Below are 20,694 nucleotides of genomic sequence, written 5' to 3'. Positions count from 1 at the left end.
CCCTGCGGAATCTCATCACGGTTTGATGACAGCGACGCATGGAAGCTGCGTGCGTGGTGCGGATTTACCACCGGCGAGCGGCGGTATACTTCGTCATCCGCTTGCGTCCTCAGCCCGTATATTCCGATTGACGCAGCTCGATGCGGCGTCGGTCGGTGCAGCTCTCAATAACCTCAAACAAATTCCGTGATCGGCAAGCAAACATTCGATTGGCGCGCAGCCCTTCAGCAGCTGGCAGATCCCCGCGCCTGGGTCAGTCCGCGACACAAGCGCTTCTGGCTGCTCGTCGCCGTGTTGGCATACACCCTGGCTGGGTTCTTCCTGGTGCCATGGATTGCGCAGCGACAGATCGTTGCGGCGATCGAAAAAAATCTGGGACGGCCGGCGCAGGTCGAGCAGGTTCGTTTCAATCCCTATGCACTGAGCGCCGAGGTGCGTGGCTTGCGCGTCAGCGAGCCGGATGGAGCGCCGCTGTTCGGGTTCGATCGCTTCTATGTCGATTTCCAGCTCAGCAGTCTGTTCCATTGGGCCTGGACCTTCCGCGAGATCCGGCTCGAAGGCGCCAGCAGCGACCTGATCCGCTACGCCGATGGAGACACCAATATCGGTCGCATGATCGCGGCGATTCCGGCCGCCCCCGCGACCGATGAGCCGGCGCCCGAACCTGAACCGGAGGCCGATGGCCGCAGGGTGCGGCTGGTGATCCAGTCGCTGGCGATGGTCGATTTCAATGCGGATATCCGTGATGACTCGCGCACGCCGGCTTTCGCCACGCACGTCGGTCCGGTCAGTCTCGAAGCGCACAATCTGAGCACGCTGCCCGAGCAGACCGGCACGCATCAGATCGTGATCGACACCGAGGACGGTGGGCGTCTGGCCTGGGGCGGCAGTCTGCAGCTGAGTCCGCTGCAATCGAGCGGACACATTGCCGCCAGCGGCGCCTATGTCACGGTGCTGAGCCGCTACCTGCAGGATGCAGTGAATTTCACAGCGGGTGAATCGAAGACGACGCTGAACCTGGACTATCAGGTCGGATCACACGCCGATGGCGGTATTGCCGTCAGTGTCGATCAGCTGGAGCTGGTGCTGCAGGATCTGGCCCTGCGTGCGAATGGCGACGACACGCCGTTTCTGCAGCTGCCGCAGTTGCGACTCGCCGGTGGGCACTTCGAGTGGCCGGGCAAGGTGGTCCGCGCCGAGAGCCTGACGCTGTCGGGACTGGATCTGCGTGCCTCACGCAACGCCCAGGGCACCCTGAGTCTGGCGCAGCTGGTGAAGGCGAAGGCGCCCGCTGAATCGAAGCAGGACACTGCGGCTGTGGCTGCCGTGTCGAGCGTGACTGAGTCGGAGCCTGCTGCGCCGATGGCGGACTGGACGCTGCAGCTGGGCAGTGCGTCGCTGCAAGAGGGTCGCCTGCGGTTTGTCGACAAGGTGCCGAAGACGCCGGCCAGCGTGACGGTTTCGAAGATCGCGCTGACGGCGAAATCCCTGAGCAACGCCGCGGGTGCGAAGTTTCCGCTGAGCCTCGGCCTGACGCTGGATTCCGGGGGCAGTGTGAAGGCGGACGGGACATTCTCCGTGCTGCCGCAGCCGACTCTGGACGCAAGCATCAAGGGGAGTGACCTCGCCGTGGCGGTGATTCAGCCCTATGCGAGCGAGTTCGCGCGTGTGCGGATCGACGGCGGTGCGCTGGGCTTCGAGACGCAGGTGGCGATGCCGTCGATTGATGCGCTGGCAGTCGAAGGCAATCTGAGCTTCGCGGGTCTTGATGTACGCGATGCGGCGGATGGCAAGCGCCTGTTGGCCTGGCGGCAGCTGGCGGTCGACCACTACGCCTACCGCATGGCGGACAACGCGTTCGACGTTTCGGAGGTGGCGCTCAGCGCGCCGTATGCGCGAGTGCAGGTCAATGCCGACCAGACCACCAATGTGCAGCAGTTGCTGGTGAAGCGTGCGGAACCTGCTGCCGCGAACAAGTCGGGAGACAAGGACAGCGGCGCGTCAACGGCGGTCACGATTGGCAAGATCAGCCTGTCGAAGGGATCGGCCGATTTCGCCGATCGTTCATTGCCGCTGCCGTTTGCCACCCACATCACCCAGCTGGAAGGCGAGGTGTCGACGCTGTCGACGACCAGCCGCAATCCGGCCAAGCTGCGTCTGAATGGACAGGTCAATGACTACGGCGTCGCGCGCATCCAGGGCAAGCTGACCCCCTTCGATCCCACGGTCGACACCGACATCCGTGTGCTGTTCCGCAATATCGAATTCCCGGATCTGTCGCCGTACACGGTCAAGTTTGCCGGGCGCCGCATCGATAGCGGTCGGCTCGAAGTCAGCCTGCAGTACCGCATCGAGGGCGGCGCCTTGAAGGGCGACAACAGCGTGGTCATCAGCGATCTTCAGCTTGGTGAAAAGCTGGATCAGCCGGACGCGATGAACCTGCCACTGGGGCTGGCGATTGCACTGCTGAAGGACTCGGACGGCAAGATCCAGGTCGATCTGCCGGTGCGCGGCAACATCGACGATCCGCAGTTCGAACTTGGCGGCGTCATCCGCAATGCCATCGTGCAACTGATCACTGGTGTGGTGACGTCGCCGTTCCGCTTTCTCGGCAGTCTGGTCGGCATGGACTCCGAACAGTTCGATCAGATCGCATTCGAACCGGGATTGTCCGAGGTGCCGCCGCCGGCACTGGAACAGCTGTCCAAGCTGACCGAGGCGTTGCAGAAGCGGCCGAATCTGGCGCTGGAGGTGCCGGGCGCATTTGTGGCCGCACCCGATCGCGCAGCGTTGCAGGCGCAGCGTGTGACTGCGCAGATCGAGTCCGCGATCGAAGCGTTGCGCGCAGGCAAGTCACGTGAACAGAGCCGCACGGTATTGCAGCGCAAGGTGGTCGAGGAGCTGTTCCATGCACGCTTTCCGGATGATTCGCTGAAGGATTTGCAGGCCGGCTTCCGGCGTCCGCCGCCGGATGATCCGCAGGGTAAACCGCAGCTCGACGAGTCGGCGTACGTGTCGGAGCTGCAGGGCCGGCTGGAGCAGGCCGAAGCGATCAGCGATGCGGACCTTGAGGCGCTTGCTACCGCGCGTGCGCAGGCGGTGGTTGCGGCGCTGACGCAAAGCGGTGCGATTGCTGCAGGGCGTGTTCAGATCAAGGCCGTGGAGACGGCGGAACTGGATCAGCGCGGATGGGTGGTCGTGAAGCTCGGCGTCATCAAGGCGCCCGCACCCTGAATCGTCCTGGGCTCTGACGCAGGGCCGCGTTCTACTGCACGATCTCCGGATACGGCAGCGGCTGCATCAAGTAACACAGGCAATCCTGGCGGATCACCTCGAGGTCGGGCGTGATCATGGCCGGGGTTGCCGCGCGCGTAAGCTGGATCGTCGCGTCATGCCGGCTGAAAAACTGGTCCGTGAGGTCGACGTCGTTTTCGTCGTACACCCGCAGCGGCGAGCGGGAGCACAGTGAATGCCCCCAGATTGCACCGGCGGGCATTTCCGAAAAATTCATCCGGCCCAGTTCGGTGCTGAGCGCGAGATCGGTGCCATTGTCACCGAACGAAAAACTGCGGCCCTCGTCAACGACCACGCGGCCCACCGTTTCGTACAGCGTCAGATCACTGGGAGCGGGCATGCGCTCGGGCAGGTGATCCATGTGCAGGACCGCGTCCACAAGGTTGATGGCCTGTGTTACCCCCGCGGCATCGTCCGGGCGGCCGCACTCGATGGTCACCGCGGGACAGAACGCCGTGAACGCAAGCGACTGCGTTGTCAGCGGATTGCGGTAGTACACGCCAATGCGTGAGAACAGCGCGGCCAGATGCAGCGCAGCGGGGCGCATGCTGTTGACGCATCCGTAGTGCGGATTGGTGCCGGTATTGTTGTGGATGTCGATGCTGGCGAAGGGGCGCGCGTCGCGTGCGGTCTGCAGCACCGTCTGCGCCAGTTCGAACAATGGGCCATCACCGCCAGCCCAGATACGGTTGAAGTCATGCTGTCCGGGCAGGCGCCGGACGCCGGCTTCCGCAGCGTCAACGTTGCCGACGAAGATCATCAGGCTGCGCGGTGGCGGCGTGTGCGCGTAGCGGCGCGCGAGATCCTGCAGGACGTAGAAGCTCGTGGTTTCGTTGCCGTGAAGCACGGTTGCCAGAAACAGTGGCTCGCGATGGCGGCCTTCGACAGTGATCAGCGTCGGGTGCGGAAATACGCGCCGGATTTCGCGCGGGGCGATATCGAGCAGTTGTGCCGGCAGATGGTTCAGGCGGTCAAGCCTCATGCGATGTTTCCGAAAACCGGGTGCAGTGAGTGCCGGTATTGTTGGTACTGGAAAGGGAACAGGGATGCGATCCAATCGACGGGATAACGTGTCCGGCTATACCGGCCATGTGTGTCCCGGAGCGCCGAGTTCTTGCAGCGTTGCATAGCGTTCGGTCAGCGCCTGGAAATCGCAGCCATGAGTCTGAATATAGCGACGCTGCCATGTGCTGCCGTTGATCCCGGTCAGTACGCGCGGATGCAGGACTTCGTCGAAGTAGTAATCCAGATCCTTGCGGTCGAGGCCGGCGTCCGCGAGCGCGGTCTTGGCGGCGGGTATCAGGCGATCCAGCAGCAGCGATTGCACGGAGCCTTGCGTGCCTGACCAGCGAACCTGGGCTTCGAGTCCGTCGCGGGCGCAGGTATAGAAGTTCGAGCGCGCGTCCTCGAACGGTGTCCATAGCTCGGGTGCGATGTCGGCGTGGCCGAGGACCAGGCTGAGGCCGAGGCACAACGCCATGTTGGCGACCATGTCGACCATTGTCGGTCCGGCGGGCATTACCCGGTGTTCGATCCGCAGGTGCGGCGTGCCGTCGGCTTCAAAGCCGACGATCGGGCGACACCAGCGCCAGATCGTGCCGTTGTGCGGGCGCAGCGTCGACAGGGGTGTCGAGGCGCTGCCCAGTTCGGGCAGCAGCGTCGGGTAGCTCAGGTTTTCCAGAAAAAGTTCGAGCAACGAATGCCGCAGATAGCCGGTGCCCAGGGTGACGCGTCCGACCTCGCGTCCTTCCGCATCCTTGAATCCGTGCGCTGCCGTGACCTGTTCAAACGCGGGCACCCGGGTTTCCGCCCACAGCGACTTGCCGTAGAGAAAGGGCGAGTTGGCGGTCGCGGCGATCAGCGGGGCTGCGGCCATGACTGCGGCGTTGTAGAAGCGCGGCGCCAGATCCTGCGGAAGCTTCAAATGCACCTGCAGCGAGGTGCAGGCGGCCTCCAGCATCAAATGCGAACAGTGATAGTTCAGCGTGTCCTTGCCGGCGATGTCGATGTGCAGCGGTGTCATCTGGCGCAGGCGCAGCAATTCCTGATTCAGCGCCTGATAGCGGTGCGACGCGGACATGTGCTCGGGTTGCAGCATCTCGTCACGCACGGTTGGCAGAATGCCGATCGCCAGAGGCTGCAGCTGCAATTGCTCTGCGGCAACTTTGCAGCGCTGCCAGGTGTCGCTCAGACCGGCGAGGGTCCGGCTCAGGAAATCGCCCTCCAATGCCAGCGGGTCGGAGTTCAGTTCGAAGTTGAACTGCGACAGCTCCGGCACGACATATGGATGATCCACCGCAGCAAGAAATTCGGCGTTGCGTGCTGCGGGCAGGTAGTTCTGGTCCAGCAGCCAGGCTTCGACTTCGAGGCCGCTGGTGGCTTGCGCCGCACCATCAAAAGCGCGCTGATCGAACCAGTGCTTCAGCGTCTTGGTTTCTTCACGCAAGCGGGCGTGAAAGGCCGCGTGCTCTTCCGCGCTGAATTGCGAGTGTGAAATTTCCTGGCCCATGGCCCCGATCCGCTGTGGACAATGCTGTCAGCTTAGCGTGTAAGCGCGGGCAGGGCTGATGGGTAGGCGGCGCAGGATGCGCGGGCAGTGCGCGTTGACGGCACAGGCACAACCCGCGTTTGCCTTCGGGTGCATCGTTCAGCGTGATTTGCGACCTCGGTCTGCTTTGATCCAGTACTGCATGGGCTCTTCGTGCAGTTCGATATCCAGTTCGGCTGCGCGTTGTTGCATCCGTGTCTGCGCGTCACTGATCGCCTGGTTGTAGACCAAGGGACCAATCTCCTGCAGGAAGTAGTCGAGCAGCCCATCCGCAGCGATGTTGCCGATGGGTTCCTCCATGTTCTCTGCAAAGTAACGCTGGATTGACGACACCGCGGTCGCGCGCAGGGGTTTCGGAATTTCGATCGGCATGCGGTCAGTGCCCGTCAGGCAATTGAACTGGTGAATGATCCGGAGTGCACGATTGGGTGCACCCCGGTGATACACGGAGTCTCAGCGCAGGGGCGCGGTTACTCCTGCGTTTGGTTGACCAGATCGTAGGTGACGTCCGGATTGAAGCCCATCGGCCAGTAAATTGCGCCGAGCGGGGGCCAGAAAATCGAAACCACACGGAACTGGGCGCGCAGACGACCCTGCTGCGTGGTTTGCCCGTCTTGTTCCAGCCGATAGGGTATGCCGCTGTTCGGAGGGATGCCGGCAGCGGTCCAGAAGAACGGTGTCGTCGTCACGCTGCCGTCCGCCTGAACCTGTACCGGTTCGGGTCGCTCGTAGATATACAACTTGGAATTGGCCGGAACCTTGAAGTGACCGGTGGTTGAGCATCCTGCTGCAGCGATGCAGAACAGGAGCGTGATCATTCGTCTGAACATGGAACCTCCCTAGGCATTTGGATGTTTGACGCGTGGGCTGTGCGAGCGCAACGGGTCCATTCTTTCACGACATGCCCGCGCGGCCGTGTAGGGATTCCAACGATGTGCCTGCACGTCATCAACGCATGCGCAGTTTGAACTTGAGCGTCAGCGCGATCGCTGTGCGGCGCGCTGCGGAAAGGCGAGGATGCACATGGGTGTCGGGCCGAACAACGTGGCGGTGGCGGCAAGACGGCTCAATGCCAGGTCGCCCATCGTCGATGGGTTTGTCCAGAAAGTCGCCGACGCCAAGTTGGCCGGCGTGGTTCCCACAGACGTGATGGCGATGATGGTTGCCCGGTCCAGCCTCGGGACCGAACTGAGTTGCTGTGGTCTGTGCGCAGACGATGCCGCAGTTCACGTCCGTGCACGCACAAGACCTTACGAGCGCCGTCATATGCGAGTGGTTCTTGATGTCTGTAGATCTGGCGCGCTAGAGCGTCAGAGGGGAACAGAGTCGAGACTCTGCGCAATGATCACCGATGCGAGGAACCACACTCTCGAGACTCGGGTGCGATTCAGGACCCAGCCTGTTTGCGGGGAGTAGTCATACCAGTAGCTGCGCTCACGCCATACCTGTGCGATTGACGCTTCCGCTTTTTCATCCATGGCGGCTGCCTGCCGATTTCATCAGTCCTGTCTCCCTCCGTCGGACCATATATTGGCCATAAACCAGCCTGGTGCAGTCGACATTTGCAGCGCGAACACAAGCTTGCTGCTTGTCATGCACGCATCAGGTGGGGGTGCATACTTTTCTGCTTCTTGGAGAAAAGCAAGCGCGGTGCCAACTTCGATGTGGATGTTGTGAGCAAGGCTGCGGCGAAAAATTCCCTGCATATCGCGCATCTAAGCTGTCGAATGGGGCAATGGGTGTGATCGCTGGGCAACGTTCAGGCCGCGTGCACCACAATCGTTTCAGGAGTCGGTGCGTGTGGGGCATGGTGATCGATGATTTGGCAGGGCTTCAGCGCAGTGACAGTGCAACGCTGGCGATATAGCAGACCAGGGCCACTGTGATGCCAGTGAACGGAACACGGAACCAGTAGAGCTTTCCCAGCGCCAGATACCCTCCGAGCATGGCCAATCCGGCCGAGAGCAGAAACGCCGATTGAAACAGCAGTGATCCGTGCTGGATCGCGAGGAAACCGTAAATCAAGCCAAAAAGAATGGCTCCCATGCTGTGGCTGGCGTTGAAGCCCAGCCAGGCATTCCACATTGTTGTTTGTGAGGTAATGACAGGTGAGACCTGCTGCATGCTTGTTTGCAGTGCCGGATCGCGCGGTGTCAGCTTCGGTCCATGGAATGTAAACAGCAGATGGGCTGCGCCCAGAGCAAGCATGATGCCTGAGCTGATAATCATCAGAATCATTGGGACCACGCGTATCGCTCCTCAGTCGGTTCGGCCTGAGGTTACGCGACGGAAACCTATCGTGGACGGCTTACTGGTCTGCGGTGCGCTTTTTCAATGAAGTGGACTGCATGCGGCACAGGAACCGTTTCGACCAACGCATTACGCAGCCTGCATCTCGCTGTCGACGACAATGGGGGTGAACCTGCGCCTTCCATGCGCAACTGCCGATGGGCTGACCGGTGTGCCGATTGGTGAGGGCGCTTCTTTCTTCTACCCAATGAAAGAGGCCGCAGATTTCTCTGCGGCCTCTTTCGTATCTCTGTCGTACTGGCGAGCTGATCAGCCGCCGAGATACTTGATCAGATCGTAGCCCTGCAGGGTGGTATCGAATCCGTCTGCGGTCGGGCCATAGAGGTTGACCGGTAGATCCAGCGGGCCGCTGTAGCCCGGCCAGTTGTGGCCGCCGTTCTGCACGGAGATCAGTGAACTGCCCTTGCCGGTGGTGCAGCCGTCCTTGGCCCAGGCGACATCGATCTCGGAGATCAGCGGATTGCTGTCGGTGGCCATCTGCGTGGTCTGGACGTTGTCGGCGGTGCAGCCGTTGTTCTCGTACAGGCGCTGGAAGATTTCCTCGGCGCCCGCCGACAGGACGGGAACGGCCATGTATGGCGCAACCAAGTCGGCAGTGCCATGCACCTGGATGCTGGCGAACGGCCCGGCCGGCTGGCAGGTGTCCAAGTCGCCGGCGCGGATTTCCGCGGCAACAATGATCGCGCCGGTAACGGCGGGAGCGCGAGCGCAGGCGTACTGGAAAGCCAGGATGCCGCCGCCGGAGACGCCGCCGACGATCAGCGGGCCGTTGGCCTTGGAGATGCCGTCAGCCGCCGCCAGAACCGCGTCGACCATTGCGATGCGCTGATCAACGCTATTGAGCGGAATCACGACCGAGTTGCCCCAGCTGCGGACGGGGCCCGGTGCGGTCGGTACCACGACGCGCAGATTGCGTGCCTTGGCCAGCTCGCCCAGCCGCATGCGGTCGACCATTGTCGGCGCGTTGGCTTCGGCCCAGTGCAGGGCTAGGTAAGTGCCTGCGTAGGTGTTGGTTCCCGCCGGGGTCAGCACCAGGAAGTCGGAGGTCAGGCCATCGACTTCAGCACTGCCCTCTGAGATGTTCACGCCGTCGCAAGGCGTCGCTTCGGTGCTGTTGAGTACAGAGCTAGAGATGTCCGGACAATAGACGCCGTACTGCGGGGTGCAATCATCGCCGGCCTGTGCAAGCTCGGGGCTGTATGACTGCTGGCAGGACTTCGCGGTGCCGCTGCCGCCGCCCGCCGAGTCATTGTTGCTGTCGTTGCTGCACCCACTGACAAGAGCGAGAAGGGAGATCGATAAAACGGTAATCCAACTGCTTCTCCACACGTTCGTTCGGCTCTTCTGATCCATCTGTCTCACTCCACGCAATGCATTAGGTGCTTGTAAATTTCGCAATTTACTGATCGTGCGTGATTTTCTCATAAACACACCTGCATGAATGTAAGAAAAAACCTACACAAGACGTTGAATCCCTACAGAGATCTATCCGTCCAAGCCGGTGAACAGCCTCCTTGGGGCACGTTTTGCTGCTGCTTCGATCAAGTCAGTTGGAGTGCCCTGGTTTGGTCGAATGCCTGCGTGAACCTGCGGTTAGTGAGGGGCACTTCCGCTGCGTGGTTCGGCGGCGGCTGCGCCTCTCAGCCGAATGCGGCTGATGACTGTCACGGTCCGGCGAAGCAACTGAAATCCTGGCCAAATGGCTCGATGGCGCAACCGGCGATGTAAGGCAGGAGAACGATGTCGAATGCGCCGCTCAGTGGCAGGTCAACGATGGGGTACTTTGCAGGCTTCATTCCGTAGCGCCCGAAGTGGGACAACGTTTCGTAGTCCTCACCGATTGCCGCGATGTTCAGGCGTGTTCCCGTGAAGAATTTGGGGCTGGTCTGCGACATGTAGGGCGCGGAACTCATGGTTGAGCATGCGCACATCAGCAGGCTGGTGATGCCAAGCGGCAACAGATGGAAAACCGACTTTTGCATTTGCATGCCCTCCCGTGGGCTCTGTGTTTCAGCGGCTGCGTCTGTCGGCAACCTGCTGAAGGGCTCAGCTGACGGTGTTTATAGCGCTGGCCGGCGCTGTCGGCAAATGGCCCGGAGCGGGTGCGGGCGTGCCTGCCTCGCGGCAGATCAATTGGATCGGCGTGATGCTGCTATTGAGGCCGGCGGCGAAGTTCCGCGCAGCTTATTCGGATATCGGTCGTTTGATGTCGTCGACGGAGGTGTCCGGCGTCCAGGGGCGCCCGAGCTTCTGCTCGATGTATTCCCGCATCAGGCGCCGTACGACTTGCGACGGGGTCTGGTCTTCCAGCGCGCACAGGCGTTCAAAGACGGCTTTCTTGCCGGGATCGATCAGCACTGTCAGTCGCGCGGTGCGCTGTTCTAGGGGCATTGCGTGTACATCATATTTAAACTGATAATGTGTAGCATGATAATCCTATTATCATCTGTCAATTGAGCGCCGTAGCCTCCCTGCGTCTGTGGGTTGTCGCATGCGCATGCTCCGGTATGCCTGAAGGAGCAGGGATGTGACTGCGCTGATGGCTGGGATCGGCGGGCCGTTGGCGGTGGTGGTGGCTTGGTTGCTGATTGGTCTGGCGGGCCTGCTGCGGCCGCAGAGCACACGGATCGTCGCGCGAGTCTTGTTCCCGCTGGGTGCAGCGGGGGGCGTGGCGCTGATGGCCTGCGCGTTTCCGGCGCTGTCAGCGGACCCGATCAGTGTGACCCTGCCGCTGGGTTTGCCGGACCTGCCGTTTCATTTGCGCCTGGATGCCTTGAGCGCGTTCTTCCTGGTCCTGCTGGGGGTGGCGTCGGCCGGCATCTCGATTTTCTCTGCCGGCTACTTCCGCGACGGTGAGGGCACGGCGCCGGGACTGCTGTGTCTTCAATACCACGTGTTCCTGGCCAGCATGGCGCTGGTGCTGATGGCAAACGACGCCTATGGCTTCATGGTGGCGTGGGAGACGATGGCGCTGTCGTCGTATTTCCTGGTGACGACGCAGCATCGTATCGCCGAGATCCGCAGCGCAGGCTTCCTGTATCTGTTGTTGGCGCACGTTGGTGCAATCAGCATCCTGCTGTCCTTCGGCGTGCTGCAGGGCGGACAGTGGCAGTTTGCTTTCGACGCGATGCGACAGGCGCAGCTGTCACCGACCTGGGCCAGCGCTGCGTTCTTCCTGGCGTTGTTCGGCTTCGGCGCCAAGGCGGGTCTGGTGCCGTTGCACGTCTGGCTGCCGGAGGCCCATCCCGCAGCGCCTTCGCCGGTGTCGGCGCTGATGAGCGGCGTGATGCTGAAGACCGCTTTGTACGGCGTGCTACGCGTCAGCTTTGATCTGTTGCATGCGCAGCTGTGGTGGTGGGGTGCGGTGGCGTTGGCCGCGGGCCTGTTCACCGCCCTGTTCGGCGTGGTGTTCGCCGCCGTGCAGACCGACATGAAGCGCCTGCTGGCGTATTCCTCGATCGAGAACATCGGGATCGCGTTCGCTGCATTCGGTCTTGCGATCCTGTTCCATTGCTCCGGCATGCCTGCGCTGGCTGCGCTGGCATTGGCAGCGATGCTGTATCACAGCCTCAATCACGCGCTGTTCAAGAGTCTGTTGTTTCTGGCGACCGGCTCTGTGCTGCATGCCACGCACGAGCGCAGCCTGGGCAAGCTCGGTGGATTGATCCGGCGTATGCCGTGGGTGGCGTGGACCGCTCTGATCGGTACTTTTGCGATCGCTGGCTTGCCGCCGTTGAACGGCTTCGTATCGGAATGGCTGTTGCTGCAGAGCTTCCTGTTCACACCGCAGCTGCCGCAGCCGTTCGCGAACATGATGATTCCGTTGGGCGCGGCGGCGCTGGCACTGACGGCGGCGCTCGCAGCCTACGTGATGGTGAAGTTCTACGGCGTGGTGTTTCTGGGGCAGCATCGCGAGCCGCAGCTGGCCGAGGCGCGTGACTGCAGCGTGCTGGAGCGCGTGGGCCTGGTGTGGTTGTCGGTCGGTTGTGTGCTGCTGGGTCTGGTGCCGGCCTGGGTGTTGTTGCAGATCGACCGGGTCAATGTGCTGCTGCTGGGCAGCGGATTGGAATTGCAGGGTCGTAGCGTGTGGGCTTTGGTGCCGATGTCCTCCGAGCGCGCCGCCTACAGCCCGATCGTGTTCCTGCTGGGCGCGGTCCTGGTGGTGGGTCTGACGGTGTTCGGTGTGCGTCGGCTGTATCACGGCCGCGTGCGGCGGGCGCCGGCCTGGGATTGCGGGTATCCGTTGCAGACCTCACGGATGCAGGACACGGCTGAAGGTTTCGGCCAGCCGATCCGCCATATCTTCGAACCTTTTTTCAGCATGCGGCGTGAGCTGCCGACTCCATTCGATAAAGCACCGCGCTATCGGGTGGAAGTGCTGGACCGATTCTGGGCGGCGCTGTACTTGCCGATTGCACGCGCGGTGTTGCGTGTTGCTGCTCTGGTCGGCCGGCTGCAGCACGGTCGTATCGGCATCTATCTGCTGTATAGCTTCGTGACCCTGATTGCCCTTCTGGTGATCGTGCTATGAACGCCATCACGGTGCTGACACAGTTGCTCAGCGTGCTGATCGGCGTGGCGCTGGCGCCGCTGTTTCTGGGCTGGGTCAATCAGTGCCGCGCGTGGTTATCGAACCGGACTGCGCCGTCGCTGCTGCAGCCATACCGCACGATCCGCAAGCTGTTGCACAAGGACGCCGTGATCGCCGAAGGCGCATCGCCGTTGTTCCGCGCGGTGCCGTACCTGCTGTTCGGTGCGATGGCAACCGCTGCAGCGATCGTGCCTTCGCTGTCGACGGCATTGCCGTTCGGTAAAAGTGCCGACGCCATAGCCCTGGTCGGGTTGTTTGCCACCGCGCGTGTATTCATCGCGCTGGCCGCAATGGACATTGGCACTGCGTTTGGCACGCTGGGTGCGCGGCGCGAAATGATGATCGGCTTTCTGGCCGAGCCGGCACTGTTGATGGTGGTGTTCACCGCTTCGCTGATCGTCGGCAGTACCGAGTTGCCGGTGATGGCTGAAACCCTGGCCGGCCGTGCGGTGGCGATCTATCCGAGTCTGGCCTTCGCCGCTGTCGCCTTCGTGATGGTGCTGCTGGCGGAGAATGCGCGCATTCCGATCGACAACCCGACCACGCATCTCGAGCTGACGATGATCCACGAGGCGATGGTGCTCGAGTATTCGGCACGTCACCTCGCGCTGATCGAATGGGCGAGTGCACTGAAGCTGTTCAACTACGCCTGCATTGGATTTGCGCTGTTCCTGCCCTGGGGGCTGGCGCCAGCCTCGGCTGGAGCGGAGGGCTTGCTGCTGGCGTTCGGTCTGTTGCTGCTCAAGCTTGTGGTTGCCGGTGCCGGACTGGCGTTGATGGAAACGCTCAGTGCCAAGCTGCGCATCTTCCGCGCGCCAGAATTTCTGGCGATGGCGTTCCTGCTCGCGGTCCTGGGGCTGCTCGTGCGACTGCTACTCAGGAGCTAGAGACATGACACTGCCATGGTCCGCACAGTTGATTCATCTCTCTGCAGCGCTGCTGCTGTTGCTGTCATTCGCGATGCTGGCGCAACGCCGCGTGCGTTCGCTGGTCAATCTGTTCGCGGCGCAGGGTGCGACCTTGGTGGTGTCCACGGTGATCGTGGCCTGGAGCAGCGGTCAGCATCATCTGTACTACTCGGCGGCGATGACACTGGTCCTGAAAGTTTTCCTGCTGCCGGCGATCCTGCATCGGCTGATCCGGCGCCTTGAAGTGCAGTGGGACACCGAGACCCTGGTCAACATCCCGACCGTGCTGCTGATCGGCCTGCTGGTGGTGATCTTCTCGTTTGGACTGGCGCAGCCAATTTCGCAATTTGCAGATACGGTGACGCGGAGCACGCTCGGCATTGCCATTGCGGTGGTGCTGCTGGCGTTCCTGATGATGATCACGCGACGCAAGGCGGTGTCGCAGGTGGTTGGCTTCCTGGCGATGGAGAACGGCCTGTTCTTCGCCGCGACCAGTGCGACCTACGGCATGCCGATGGTGGTCGAGCTGGGCATCGCGCTCGACGTGCTGGTCGGCGTATTCATCCTCGGCATTTTCTTCTTCCAGATTCGCGAGCAGTTCGAGAGCCTCGACCTGCACCATCTGGAAACCCTGAAGGAGGATTGAGTTGGAACTGCTGATCCTGCTCGGTCTTCCGCTGTTTGGCGCGCTGCTGCTGGCGGTGTTCGGCGCGCGCACCTGGGCGCCAGAGCTGAATGTTCTGGTGAGTCTGGCCACCTTTATTGCGGGCTGCATACTGACGGTCAAGGTGATTGCCGACGGGCCCATGGTGGTGCTGCAGGATCAGTTCTTTGTTGATCCGTTCAATGTGTTCATTGTCGCGCTGACCGCGTTCGTGAGTTTCACCACGTCGTTGTTCTCGCGCCCGTATATGCGGATCGAGACCGAGCATGGCCGTCTCAATCCGATGCGCCTGCGGCTGTATCACAGCATGTTCCAGCTGTTCATGTTCACGATGCTGCTGGCGTTGCTGACCAACAACATGGGCATCCTGTGGGTGGCGATGGAAGCGGCGACGCTGTCGACCGTGTTGCTGGTATCGCTGTACCGCACGGCGGCAAGTCTCGAGGCGGCGTGGAAGTACTTCATCCTCTGCGGCGTCGGTATTGCGCAGGCTTTGTTCGGCACCATCCTGCTGTATTTCGCCGCCGAGAAAGTGCTGGGTGGCGAGGGCATGAACGCACTGCTGTGGACGCATCTGGATGGAGTGAAGCATCAACTCGAACCCACCGTGCTGGCGATCTCGTTCGTGTTCCTGCTGGTGGGTTACGGCACCAAGGTCGGCCTTGCGCCGCTGCACAACTGGCTGCCGGATGCGCATGCCGAAGGCCCAACGCCAGTATCTGCGGTGCTGTCCGGTCTGCTGCTGAATGTCGCGCTGTATGCGGTGATCCGCTGCAAGGTTCTGGTCGAAGGCTCGGTGCGGTCGGAGCTGCCGGGGCAGATGCTGATGCTGTTTGGCCTGCTGTCGGTGGTGATCGCGGTGTTCATGCTGTGGCGTCAGAAGGACATCAAGCGTCTGTTTGCGTACTCGTCGATCGAGCACATGGGCATCATCACGTTCGCCTTCGGCATGGGCGGACCGGTCGCGAACTTTGCCGCACTGCTGCACATGACGGTGCACTCACTGACCAAGAGTGCGATCTTCTTCGCGGTCGGCCACGCCACGCAAAAAGCGGGTACGCAGATGATGGATCAGATCAGCGGCTTGCTGACCGTGTCGCCACGGATCGGCTGGGGTCTGATGCTGGGGTCGCTGGCGATTCTTGGCCTGCCGCCATTTGGTGTATTTGCCAGTGAGTTCCTGATTCTGACGACGGCAATGCGTGATCAGCCGTGGGCTGCGCCGATCCTGTTGCTGGCGCTCGGCATCGCGTTTGCCGCGATCTTCAGTCGCGTGCAGCCGATGGTGTTCGGTGATCCAAGTGTGAAGCCGCTGACCCATCGGCCGGCACTGCTGCCGGTGTTCGCGCATCTGGCGCTGGTGCTGATGCTCGGCGTTTACATCCCCCCGTTCCTGGCGCAGTGGTACCGACTCGCCGCGGCGCTGATCGGAGGATGAAATGAATGCAGCGAACTCAGGTTCCGACATGCCGGCCTGGCTCGTGATCGAGCGGGTGGTGCGCAGCCACTGGAGCCTGAGCGCGCGCGGCGAGCGCGATGCCGGTGCCGTCCTGCTGGCGCTGTGGGCGGATGACCGCCGCGATCTGGGCGAGGGCTTTCTGCTGCGTGCGGCTTACCTGGGCGCCAGCCGGCTGCGCGTGATCGAACTTGCTCTGGATGAGGCGGCGCCGGCGTTCCCGAGTCTGGTCGAAATCTACCCCGGTGCCGTGCGGATGGAGTGTGCGGTTCGGGATGTGCTGGGCGTGCAGGCCGATTCTGCCGACAGCCGCGCGTGGCTGCGGCACGCCGGCTGGCCAGTGGATTACCTGCCGCTGCGGCATGACGCCGATCGGTCTGCGCGCTTTGCGGCGCAGGCTGAGGACTATGCCTTCGTTCGCGTCGAAGGCGACGGTGTGCATGAGATTGCAGTCGGGCCGGTGCATGCCGGCACCATCGAGCCCGGACACTTTCGCTTTTCGGTGGTGGGCGAAAAGGTGCTGCGGCTGGAACAGCGGCTGGGGTATGTGCACAAGGGTATCGAGCAGCGTTTCAGCCAGATGGATCTGCAGCAGGGGCAGCGGCTGGCAGCGCGGGTGTCGGGCGATACCGCCGTTGCTTACAGCTGGGCCTACTGCATGGCACTGGAGCAGTTGTGCGGCACACGTGTGCCGGCGCGGGCGCAACAGCTGCGCGCGGTGCTGCTGGAGCGCGAGCGCATCGCCAATCACCTGGGCGATCTTGGCGCGCTCGGCAACGACGCCGGCTTCGGTTTCGGCCTGACCCAGTTCTCTCTGCTGAAGGAACGGCTGCTGCGTGCCAACGCGGAGGTTTACGGCGCGCGTTATCCGATGGATGGGATTGTGCCGGGCGGTGTCGCTACAAATCTAAGCAGTCAGCAGATCGAGCGACTGCGCGAGCAGGGCATGGTGCTGGAAGCTGCGGTCGTCGAGCTGCGGGCGATCTATGACGAGCACGCCGGTGTGCAGGACCGTTTTGTGACGACCGGGCGGATGAGCCCGGAGCTGGCACAGCGCCTGGGCGTCGTCGGGCTGGCGGCACGCGCCAGCGGCAGTCCGCGCGACCTGCGCAGCGATCTGGCGCTGGCGCCGTATGCCGGGCTTGGCGTGCAGGCCGCCGGTTCGGCACAGGGTGACGTCGCCGCGCGCGTCGCGGTGCGCTTTGACGAGGTGATCGAATCGCTGCGGCTGTGCGATCTGCTGCTGCAGGATCTGGCGGGTGGGGCGATCCACGCCGAACTGGGCGCGGCCGCCGCGCAGCAGCTCGGCATCGGTCTGGTCGAAGGCTGGCGCGGTCCGGTGATGATCGCACTGGAAGCGACCGTTGACGGACGCATCCGCCGCTGCCACCCGCATGATCCGTCGTGGCAGAACTGGCCGGCTCTGGAGCATGCGATCATCGGCAACATCGTTCCGGATTTTCCGTTGATCAACAAATCGTTCAACCTGTCCTACAGCGGCCAGGATCTGTAGCGCCATCATGCTCGACATTCTCAAACGCATCGCCAGGACCGGCATCGTCAGTGAGCCGCAGCTGAAGCTGGCGGATCTGCTTTCCGAGCGTGACACGCTGCATGCCGAGATTGCCGGCATCCTCGGCCGCGCGTTGGCGATCCGTCAGGTCGACGCCGGGTCCTGCAACGGCTGTGAGCTGGAAATCAACGCGCTGAACAATCCAATCTATAACATCGAGGGCGCCGGCATCCGCTTTGTGGCCAGTCCGCGACACGCCGATCTGCTGCTGGTCACCGGGCCGGTCGCCAAGAACATGGAAATTGCCTTGAAGCGGACTTATGACGCCACGCCCGAGCCGAAGTATGTGGTTGCGGTCGGAGACTGCGGCTGCACCGGGGGCATTTTCGGCGAGAGCTATGCGAGCTGCGGGCGCGTGTCCAACGTGATTCCGGTGGATGCCGAAGTGTCCGGCTGTCCGCCTGCGCCTACCGCGATTCTGCGCGGAATTCTGTCGGCGCTGGCGAGCCCACGACGATGACCGCGTCGCGGAGCACGCGCCGGCAGTGGATGCAGCTGCCGGCCAGGATCGTGTCGGAGCCCGGCACCCTGTGTCTGCCCGAGCAACCCGGCGTCAATATTGACGCGGTGCTCGATCAGTTACGTAACGGAACGTACACGCGGCCGTTCGTGATCGACGACGGCCGCAGCCGGCGGCTGCACTTTGGTCTGGATTTCGTGCAGAGCGAGATGTGCATCGATGATCCGGATGCGCTGAATTTCGCCTACACGCGAATGATGATGGCATTCCTGTTGTTCGCGCCACGGCCGCAGCACATTGTTCTGGTCGGGCTCGGTGGAGGTTCTCTGACGCGCTACTGCTATCGCCAGCTGCCGCGGACTCGCATCACGACGATCGAGATCGACGGCGACGTCATTGATCTGTCCGAGTGGTTCGAATTGCCGGAGGACGACGAACGCCTGCAGCTGATTCATGCCGATGCTGCCGACTATTTCGCGACCACGCGTGAAGAGCCGGACGTGGTCCTGATCGACGCCTGCGACGGCAAGGGCGTGGCGCCGGCGATGCGCGATCCCTCGTTCTATCGCAATCTGCATCGGCACATGCGCGACGACGGCGTGCTGGTGATGAACCTGATCGGCAAGGCGCGTGATGTCCAGGAACATCTGGAGCTGATGGCGTCGGTGTTCGATGGCGGCATCATCACCCACAACCTCCGGCGTGACGGCAACCGTCTGGCGTTTGCGTTCAGGGACCCGAACTACAAACCGGACTGGACTACGCTGCAGCGTCGTTCGACGGCCATGCAGGAGCAGTTCGGCCTGGATTTCCCGGATTTCGTGCGCAAGCTGCGGCGCAGCCGGATCGTACCGTCGCTCAGCGAGCTTTAGCGTTTCGCGCTGCGGCGACGCAAAAGAAAGCGCTCCGTCGTCCGGCGCCGATGATTCAGGCGATTTGGATGGCTGCGCGCCGATGAACGTATGCCGACCGCGCCTCAGCGGTCTTCAAGATCGGACCGACGGCGACGATAAGACAGCATGAGGTCGACGATTGGTCGGCTTCGCCAGAACAAGAAACTGGATACGCCATGCTGCCTATCGTCGGGTCCCTCATCGTTGTGATCAGTGTCATCGGTGGATTCATTGCATCGCACGGTCACCTCGGCGCCTTATGGCAGCCGTTCGAGCTGGTGATCATCGGCGGTGCCGCATTCGGCGCGTTCGTGACGTCGAACTCGGCGCACGTAGTCAAGGAAACGCTGAAAAGCTGCGTTTCGATCCTGAAGGGACCCAAGTACAAGCGCCAGCATTATCTGGCGATCCTGTCGCTGCTCTATGCCCTGTTGAACAAGATGCGCAAGGACGGCCTGATGTCGATGGAGGACCACGTCGAGAATCCGGAGAAGAGCGACATCTTCAGTCAGTATCCGGAGGTGCTGGCAGATCACCATCTGATCGAGTTCATATCCGACTGCCTGCGTCTGATGATCGGCGGCAACATGAATCCGCACGAGCTGGAACCGCTGCTGGAACTGGAGCTGGAGACGCATCACGAGGATGCGCTGGCACCGGCCCATGCCCTGACCAAGGCGTCGGATGCGCTGCCCGGTTTCGGCATCGTGGCGGCGGTGCTCGGCATCGTCATCACCATGGGCGCGCTGGACGGACCGGTCAACGAGATCGGCGAGCACGTTGCGGCGGCGCTGGTCGGCACCTTCCTGGGTATTCTGCTGGCCTACGGCTTCGTCGGCCCGCTGGCGGCGGCACTGGAAGCCCGGGTTCGTGAGGACAGCCATGCGCTGGAATGCGTCAAGGCCGGATTGCTGGCCAGTCTGCGCGGCTACAACCCGATGGTCGCGGTCGAGTTCGCGCGCAAGTCGCTGAACTACAAGATGCGGCCGGCGTTCGTCGAACTGGAAACCCACCTCAAGGGCAAGCGGTAAGCGGCCATGGCCGAGTCGTCGCAAAGCGTTGTCATTCGGCGCGTCAAGAAGGTCAATCACGGTGGTCACCACGGCGGTGCCTGGAAGGTGGCCTATGCCGATTTCGTGACCGCGATGATGGCGTTCTTCATGGTCATGTGGATCGTCGGTATCAGCGACAAGGAAAAGCGCGCGGCGATTTCGGACTATTTCAACAACCCCAGCATGAGCGAGGGGCAGTCACAGACGCCGGCTGCCGGTGCCAACGGGCCCGGAGGCGCCAGTACCTCGATGATCCAGCTGGGCGGTGCGATGGATCTTTCGCGCGGAGAGTCCGACGGCAAGCTCCACGGGTCCGGGAGTGAGACCGCGGATGCGATCGAGGAGGCGGCCCGGGAACTGGACCGCAAACGTCTCGAAGCCCTGCGTGAAGAGTTGCTGGAGGCGATTGCCAAGAGCCAGGCGCTGGAGCCGTTCAAGGATCAGCTGCTGCTCGACATCACCAGCGAAGGTCTGCGGATACAGATCGTCGACAAGCGCAACCGGCCGATGTTCGACCTGGGCGGCGCCAAACTGCGCGGCTACACCTCGGAGATCCTGCAGGAGCTGGCCCGCTTCATCGAACCATTGCCGAATCACATCAGCATTTCCGGTCACACCGACGTCACCCATTACGGCAGCGTTGCGGGCTACTCGAACTGGGAGCTGTCGAGCGATCGCGCCAATGCGGCACGGCGTGCGCTGATCGCTGGCGGCATGTCGGATACCAAGATTGCGCGCGTCGTCGGGTTGTCGTCGACCGTGCTGTTCGACAAGGAGCGTCCGGACAGCCCGATCAATCGTCGTATCAGCATCGTGGTGATGAACCGCGAAACCGAAAGCGAGATCCAGCGCAGCGAGGAAGCGCAGACGCTGGCTGCCGCGGAGGCAGCAGCGGATCCCGGGTCATTGGCGGGCGCTGCCGCCGCGCCGGTGCTCCATCCCTGA

Annotated in this window: 19 protein-coding genes; 10 read left to right on the top strand and 9 right to left on the bottom strand. The window is 62.4% G+C overall.

What is annotated here, in order from left to right:
- Positions 1–186 precede the first annotated feature (186 nt).
- Positions 187–3,234, top strand: coding sequence for a DUF748 domain-containing protein (locus E4T66_RS04395; protein WP_136847694.1), 3,048 nt, complete (start codon positions 187–189; stop codon positions 3,232–3,234).
- Between the two features lie 31 nt (positions 3,235–3,265).
- Here E4T66_RS04395 and E4T66_RS04390 read toward each other — a convergent pair whose 3' ends face one another.
- The 9 genes from E4T66_RS04390 to E4T66_RS04350 form a co-directional block, all read right to left on the bottom strand.
- On the bottom strand, positions 3,266–4,276 hold the full coding sequence (locus E4T66_RS04390) for a M14 family metallopeptidase (RefSeq protein ID WP_136847693.1): 1,011 nt from the start codon (positions 4,274–4,276) through the stop codon (positions 3,266–3,268).
- Positions 4,277–4,372: 96 nt separating this feature from the next.
- Positions 4,373–5,803, bottom strand: a complete 1,431-nt coding sequence (locus E4T66_RS04385; RefSeq protein WP_136847692.1) for a glutamate-cysteine ligase family protein — start codon at positions 5,801–5,803, stop codon at positions 4,373–4,375.
- Positions 5,804–5,941: 138 nt separating this feature from the next.
- Complete coding sequence (locus E4T66_RS04380) at positions 5,942–6,214, bottom strand: DUF2164 domain-containing protein (protein WP_136847691.1); 273 nt, start codon at positions 6,212–6,214, stop codon at positions 5,942–5,944.
- A 98-nt stretch (positions 6,215–6,312) separates the two neighbouring features.
- Positions 6,313–6,672, bottom strand: a complete 360-nt coding sequence (locus E4T66_RS04375; protein ID WP_136847690.1) for a hypothetical protein — start codon at positions 6,670–6,672, stop codon at positions 6,313–6,315.
- 669 nt (positions 6,673–7,341) lie between these two features.
- Positions 7,342–7,557, bottom strand: coding sequence for a hypothetical protein (locus E4T66_RS04370; RefSeq protein WP_136847689.1), 216 nt, complete (start codon positions 7,555–7,557; stop codon positions 7,342–7,344).
- Between the two features lie 118 nt (positions 7,558–7,675).
- The gene (locus E4T66_RS04365) at positions 7,676–8,080 is read right to left on the bottom strand and encodes an LIC_13387 family protein (protein WP_248679428.1); all 405 of its coding nucleotides are present in this window, start codon (positions 8,078–8,080) and stop codon (positions 7,676–7,678) included.
- Between the two features lie 321 nt (positions 8,081–8,401).
- Entirely contained in the window at positions 8,402–9,238 is an 837-nt protein-coding gene (locus tag E4T66_RS04360) for an alpha/beta hydrolase family protein (RefSeq protein WP_136847687.1), read from the bottom strand.
- 578 nt (positions 9,239–9,816) lie between these two features.
- Positions 9,817–10,134 carry a YceK/YidQ family lipoprotein gene (locus E4T66_RS04355; protein ID WP_169577466.1) on the bottom strand — a complete coding sequence of 106 codons (318 nt, stop codon included), beginning with the start codon at positions 10,132–10,134 and terminating at the stop codon, positions 9,817–9,819.
- A 202-nt stretch (positions 10,135–10,336) separates the two neighbouring features.
- Positions 10,337–10,543 carry a CopG family transcriptional regulator gene (locus E4T66_RS04350; protein ID WP_136847685.1) on the bottom strand — a complete coding sequence of 69 codons (207 nt, stop codon included), beginning with the start codon at positions 10,541–10,543 and terminating at the stop codon, positions 10,337–10,339.
- Positions 10,544–10,691: 148 nt separating this feature from the next.
- On the opposite strand from E4T66_RS04350, the gene hyfB reads away from it, so the two are divergent.
- From hyfB to motB, 9 genes are all read left to right on the top strand, one after another.
- Complete coding sequence (gene hyfB, locus E4T66_RS04345) at positions 10,692–12,683, top strand: hydrogenase 4 subunit B (protein ID WP_136848058.1); 1,992 nt, start codon at positions 10,692–10,694, stop codon at positions 12,681–12,683.
- Positions 12,680–13,630: a respiratory chain complex I subunit 1 family protein gene (locus E4T66_RS04340; protein WP_136847684.1), complete on the top strand. Its 951-nt coding sequence runs from the start codon at positions 12,680–12,682 to the stop codon at positions 13,628–13,630. The genes hyfB and E4T66_RS04340 overlap by 4 nt, the downstream gene beginning before the upstream one ends.
- Positions 13,631–13,634: 4 nt before the next feature.
- Complete coding sequence (locus E4T66_RS04335; RefSeq protein ID WP_136847683.1) at positions 13,635–14,297, top strand: formate hydrogenlyase; 663 nt, start codon at positions 13,635–13,637, stop codon at positions 14,295–14,297.
- A gap of 1 nt (position 14,298) precedes the next feature.
- The gene (locus tag E4T66_RS04330) at positions 14,299–15,753 is read left to right on the top strand and encodes a hydrogenase 4 subunit F (protein WP_136847682.1); all 1,455 of its coding nucleotides are present in this window, start codon (positions 14,299–14,301) and stop codon (positions 15,751–15,753) included.
- A gap of 1 nt (position 15,754) precedes the next feature.
- Complete coding sequence (locus tag E4T66_RS04325) at positions 15,755–17,284, top strand: hydrogenase large subunit (protein ID WP_136847681.1); 1,530 nt, start codon at positions 15,755–15,757, stop codon at positions 17,282–17,284.
- Between the two features lie 7 nt (positions 17,285–17,291).
- Positions 17,292–17,804: an NADH-quinone oxidoreductase subunit B family protein gene (locus tag E4T66_RS04320; protein ID WP_136847680.1), complete on the top strand. Its 513-nt coding sequence runs from the start codon at positions 17,292–17,294 to the stop codon at positions 17,802–17,804.
- A complete protein-coding gene (locus tag E4T66_RS04315; protein ID WP_136847679.1) occupies positions 17,801–18,676 on the top strand; it encodes a spermine/spermidine synthase domain-containing protein in 876 nt (291 codons plus the stop codon). Before E4T66_RS04320 ends, E4T66_RS04315 begins: the two co-directional genes overlap by 4 nt.
- Positions 18,677–18,873: 197 nt before the next feature.
- Complete coding sequence (motA, locus tag E4T66_RS04310) at positions 18,874–19,728, top strand: flagellar motor stator protein MotA (RefSeq protein WP_136847678.1); 855 nt, start codon at positions 18,874–18,876, stop codon at positions 19,726–19,728.
- Between the two features lie 6 nt (positions 19,729–19,734).
- Positions 19,735–20,694 (top strand): flagellar motor protein MotB, encoded by a 960-nt coding sequence (gene motB / locus E4T66_RS04305; RefSeq protein ID WP_136847677.1) that lies wholly within the window; start codon positions 19,735–19,737, stop codon positions 20,692–20,694.

The sequence above is a fragment of the Sinimarinibacterium arenosum genome (assembly GCF_005047655.1).
GTDB lineage: Bacteria > Pseudomonadota > Gammaproteobacteria > Nevskiales > Nevskiaceae > Solimonas.
This window is presented reverse-complemented; position numbering and strand designations above follow the sequence as displayed.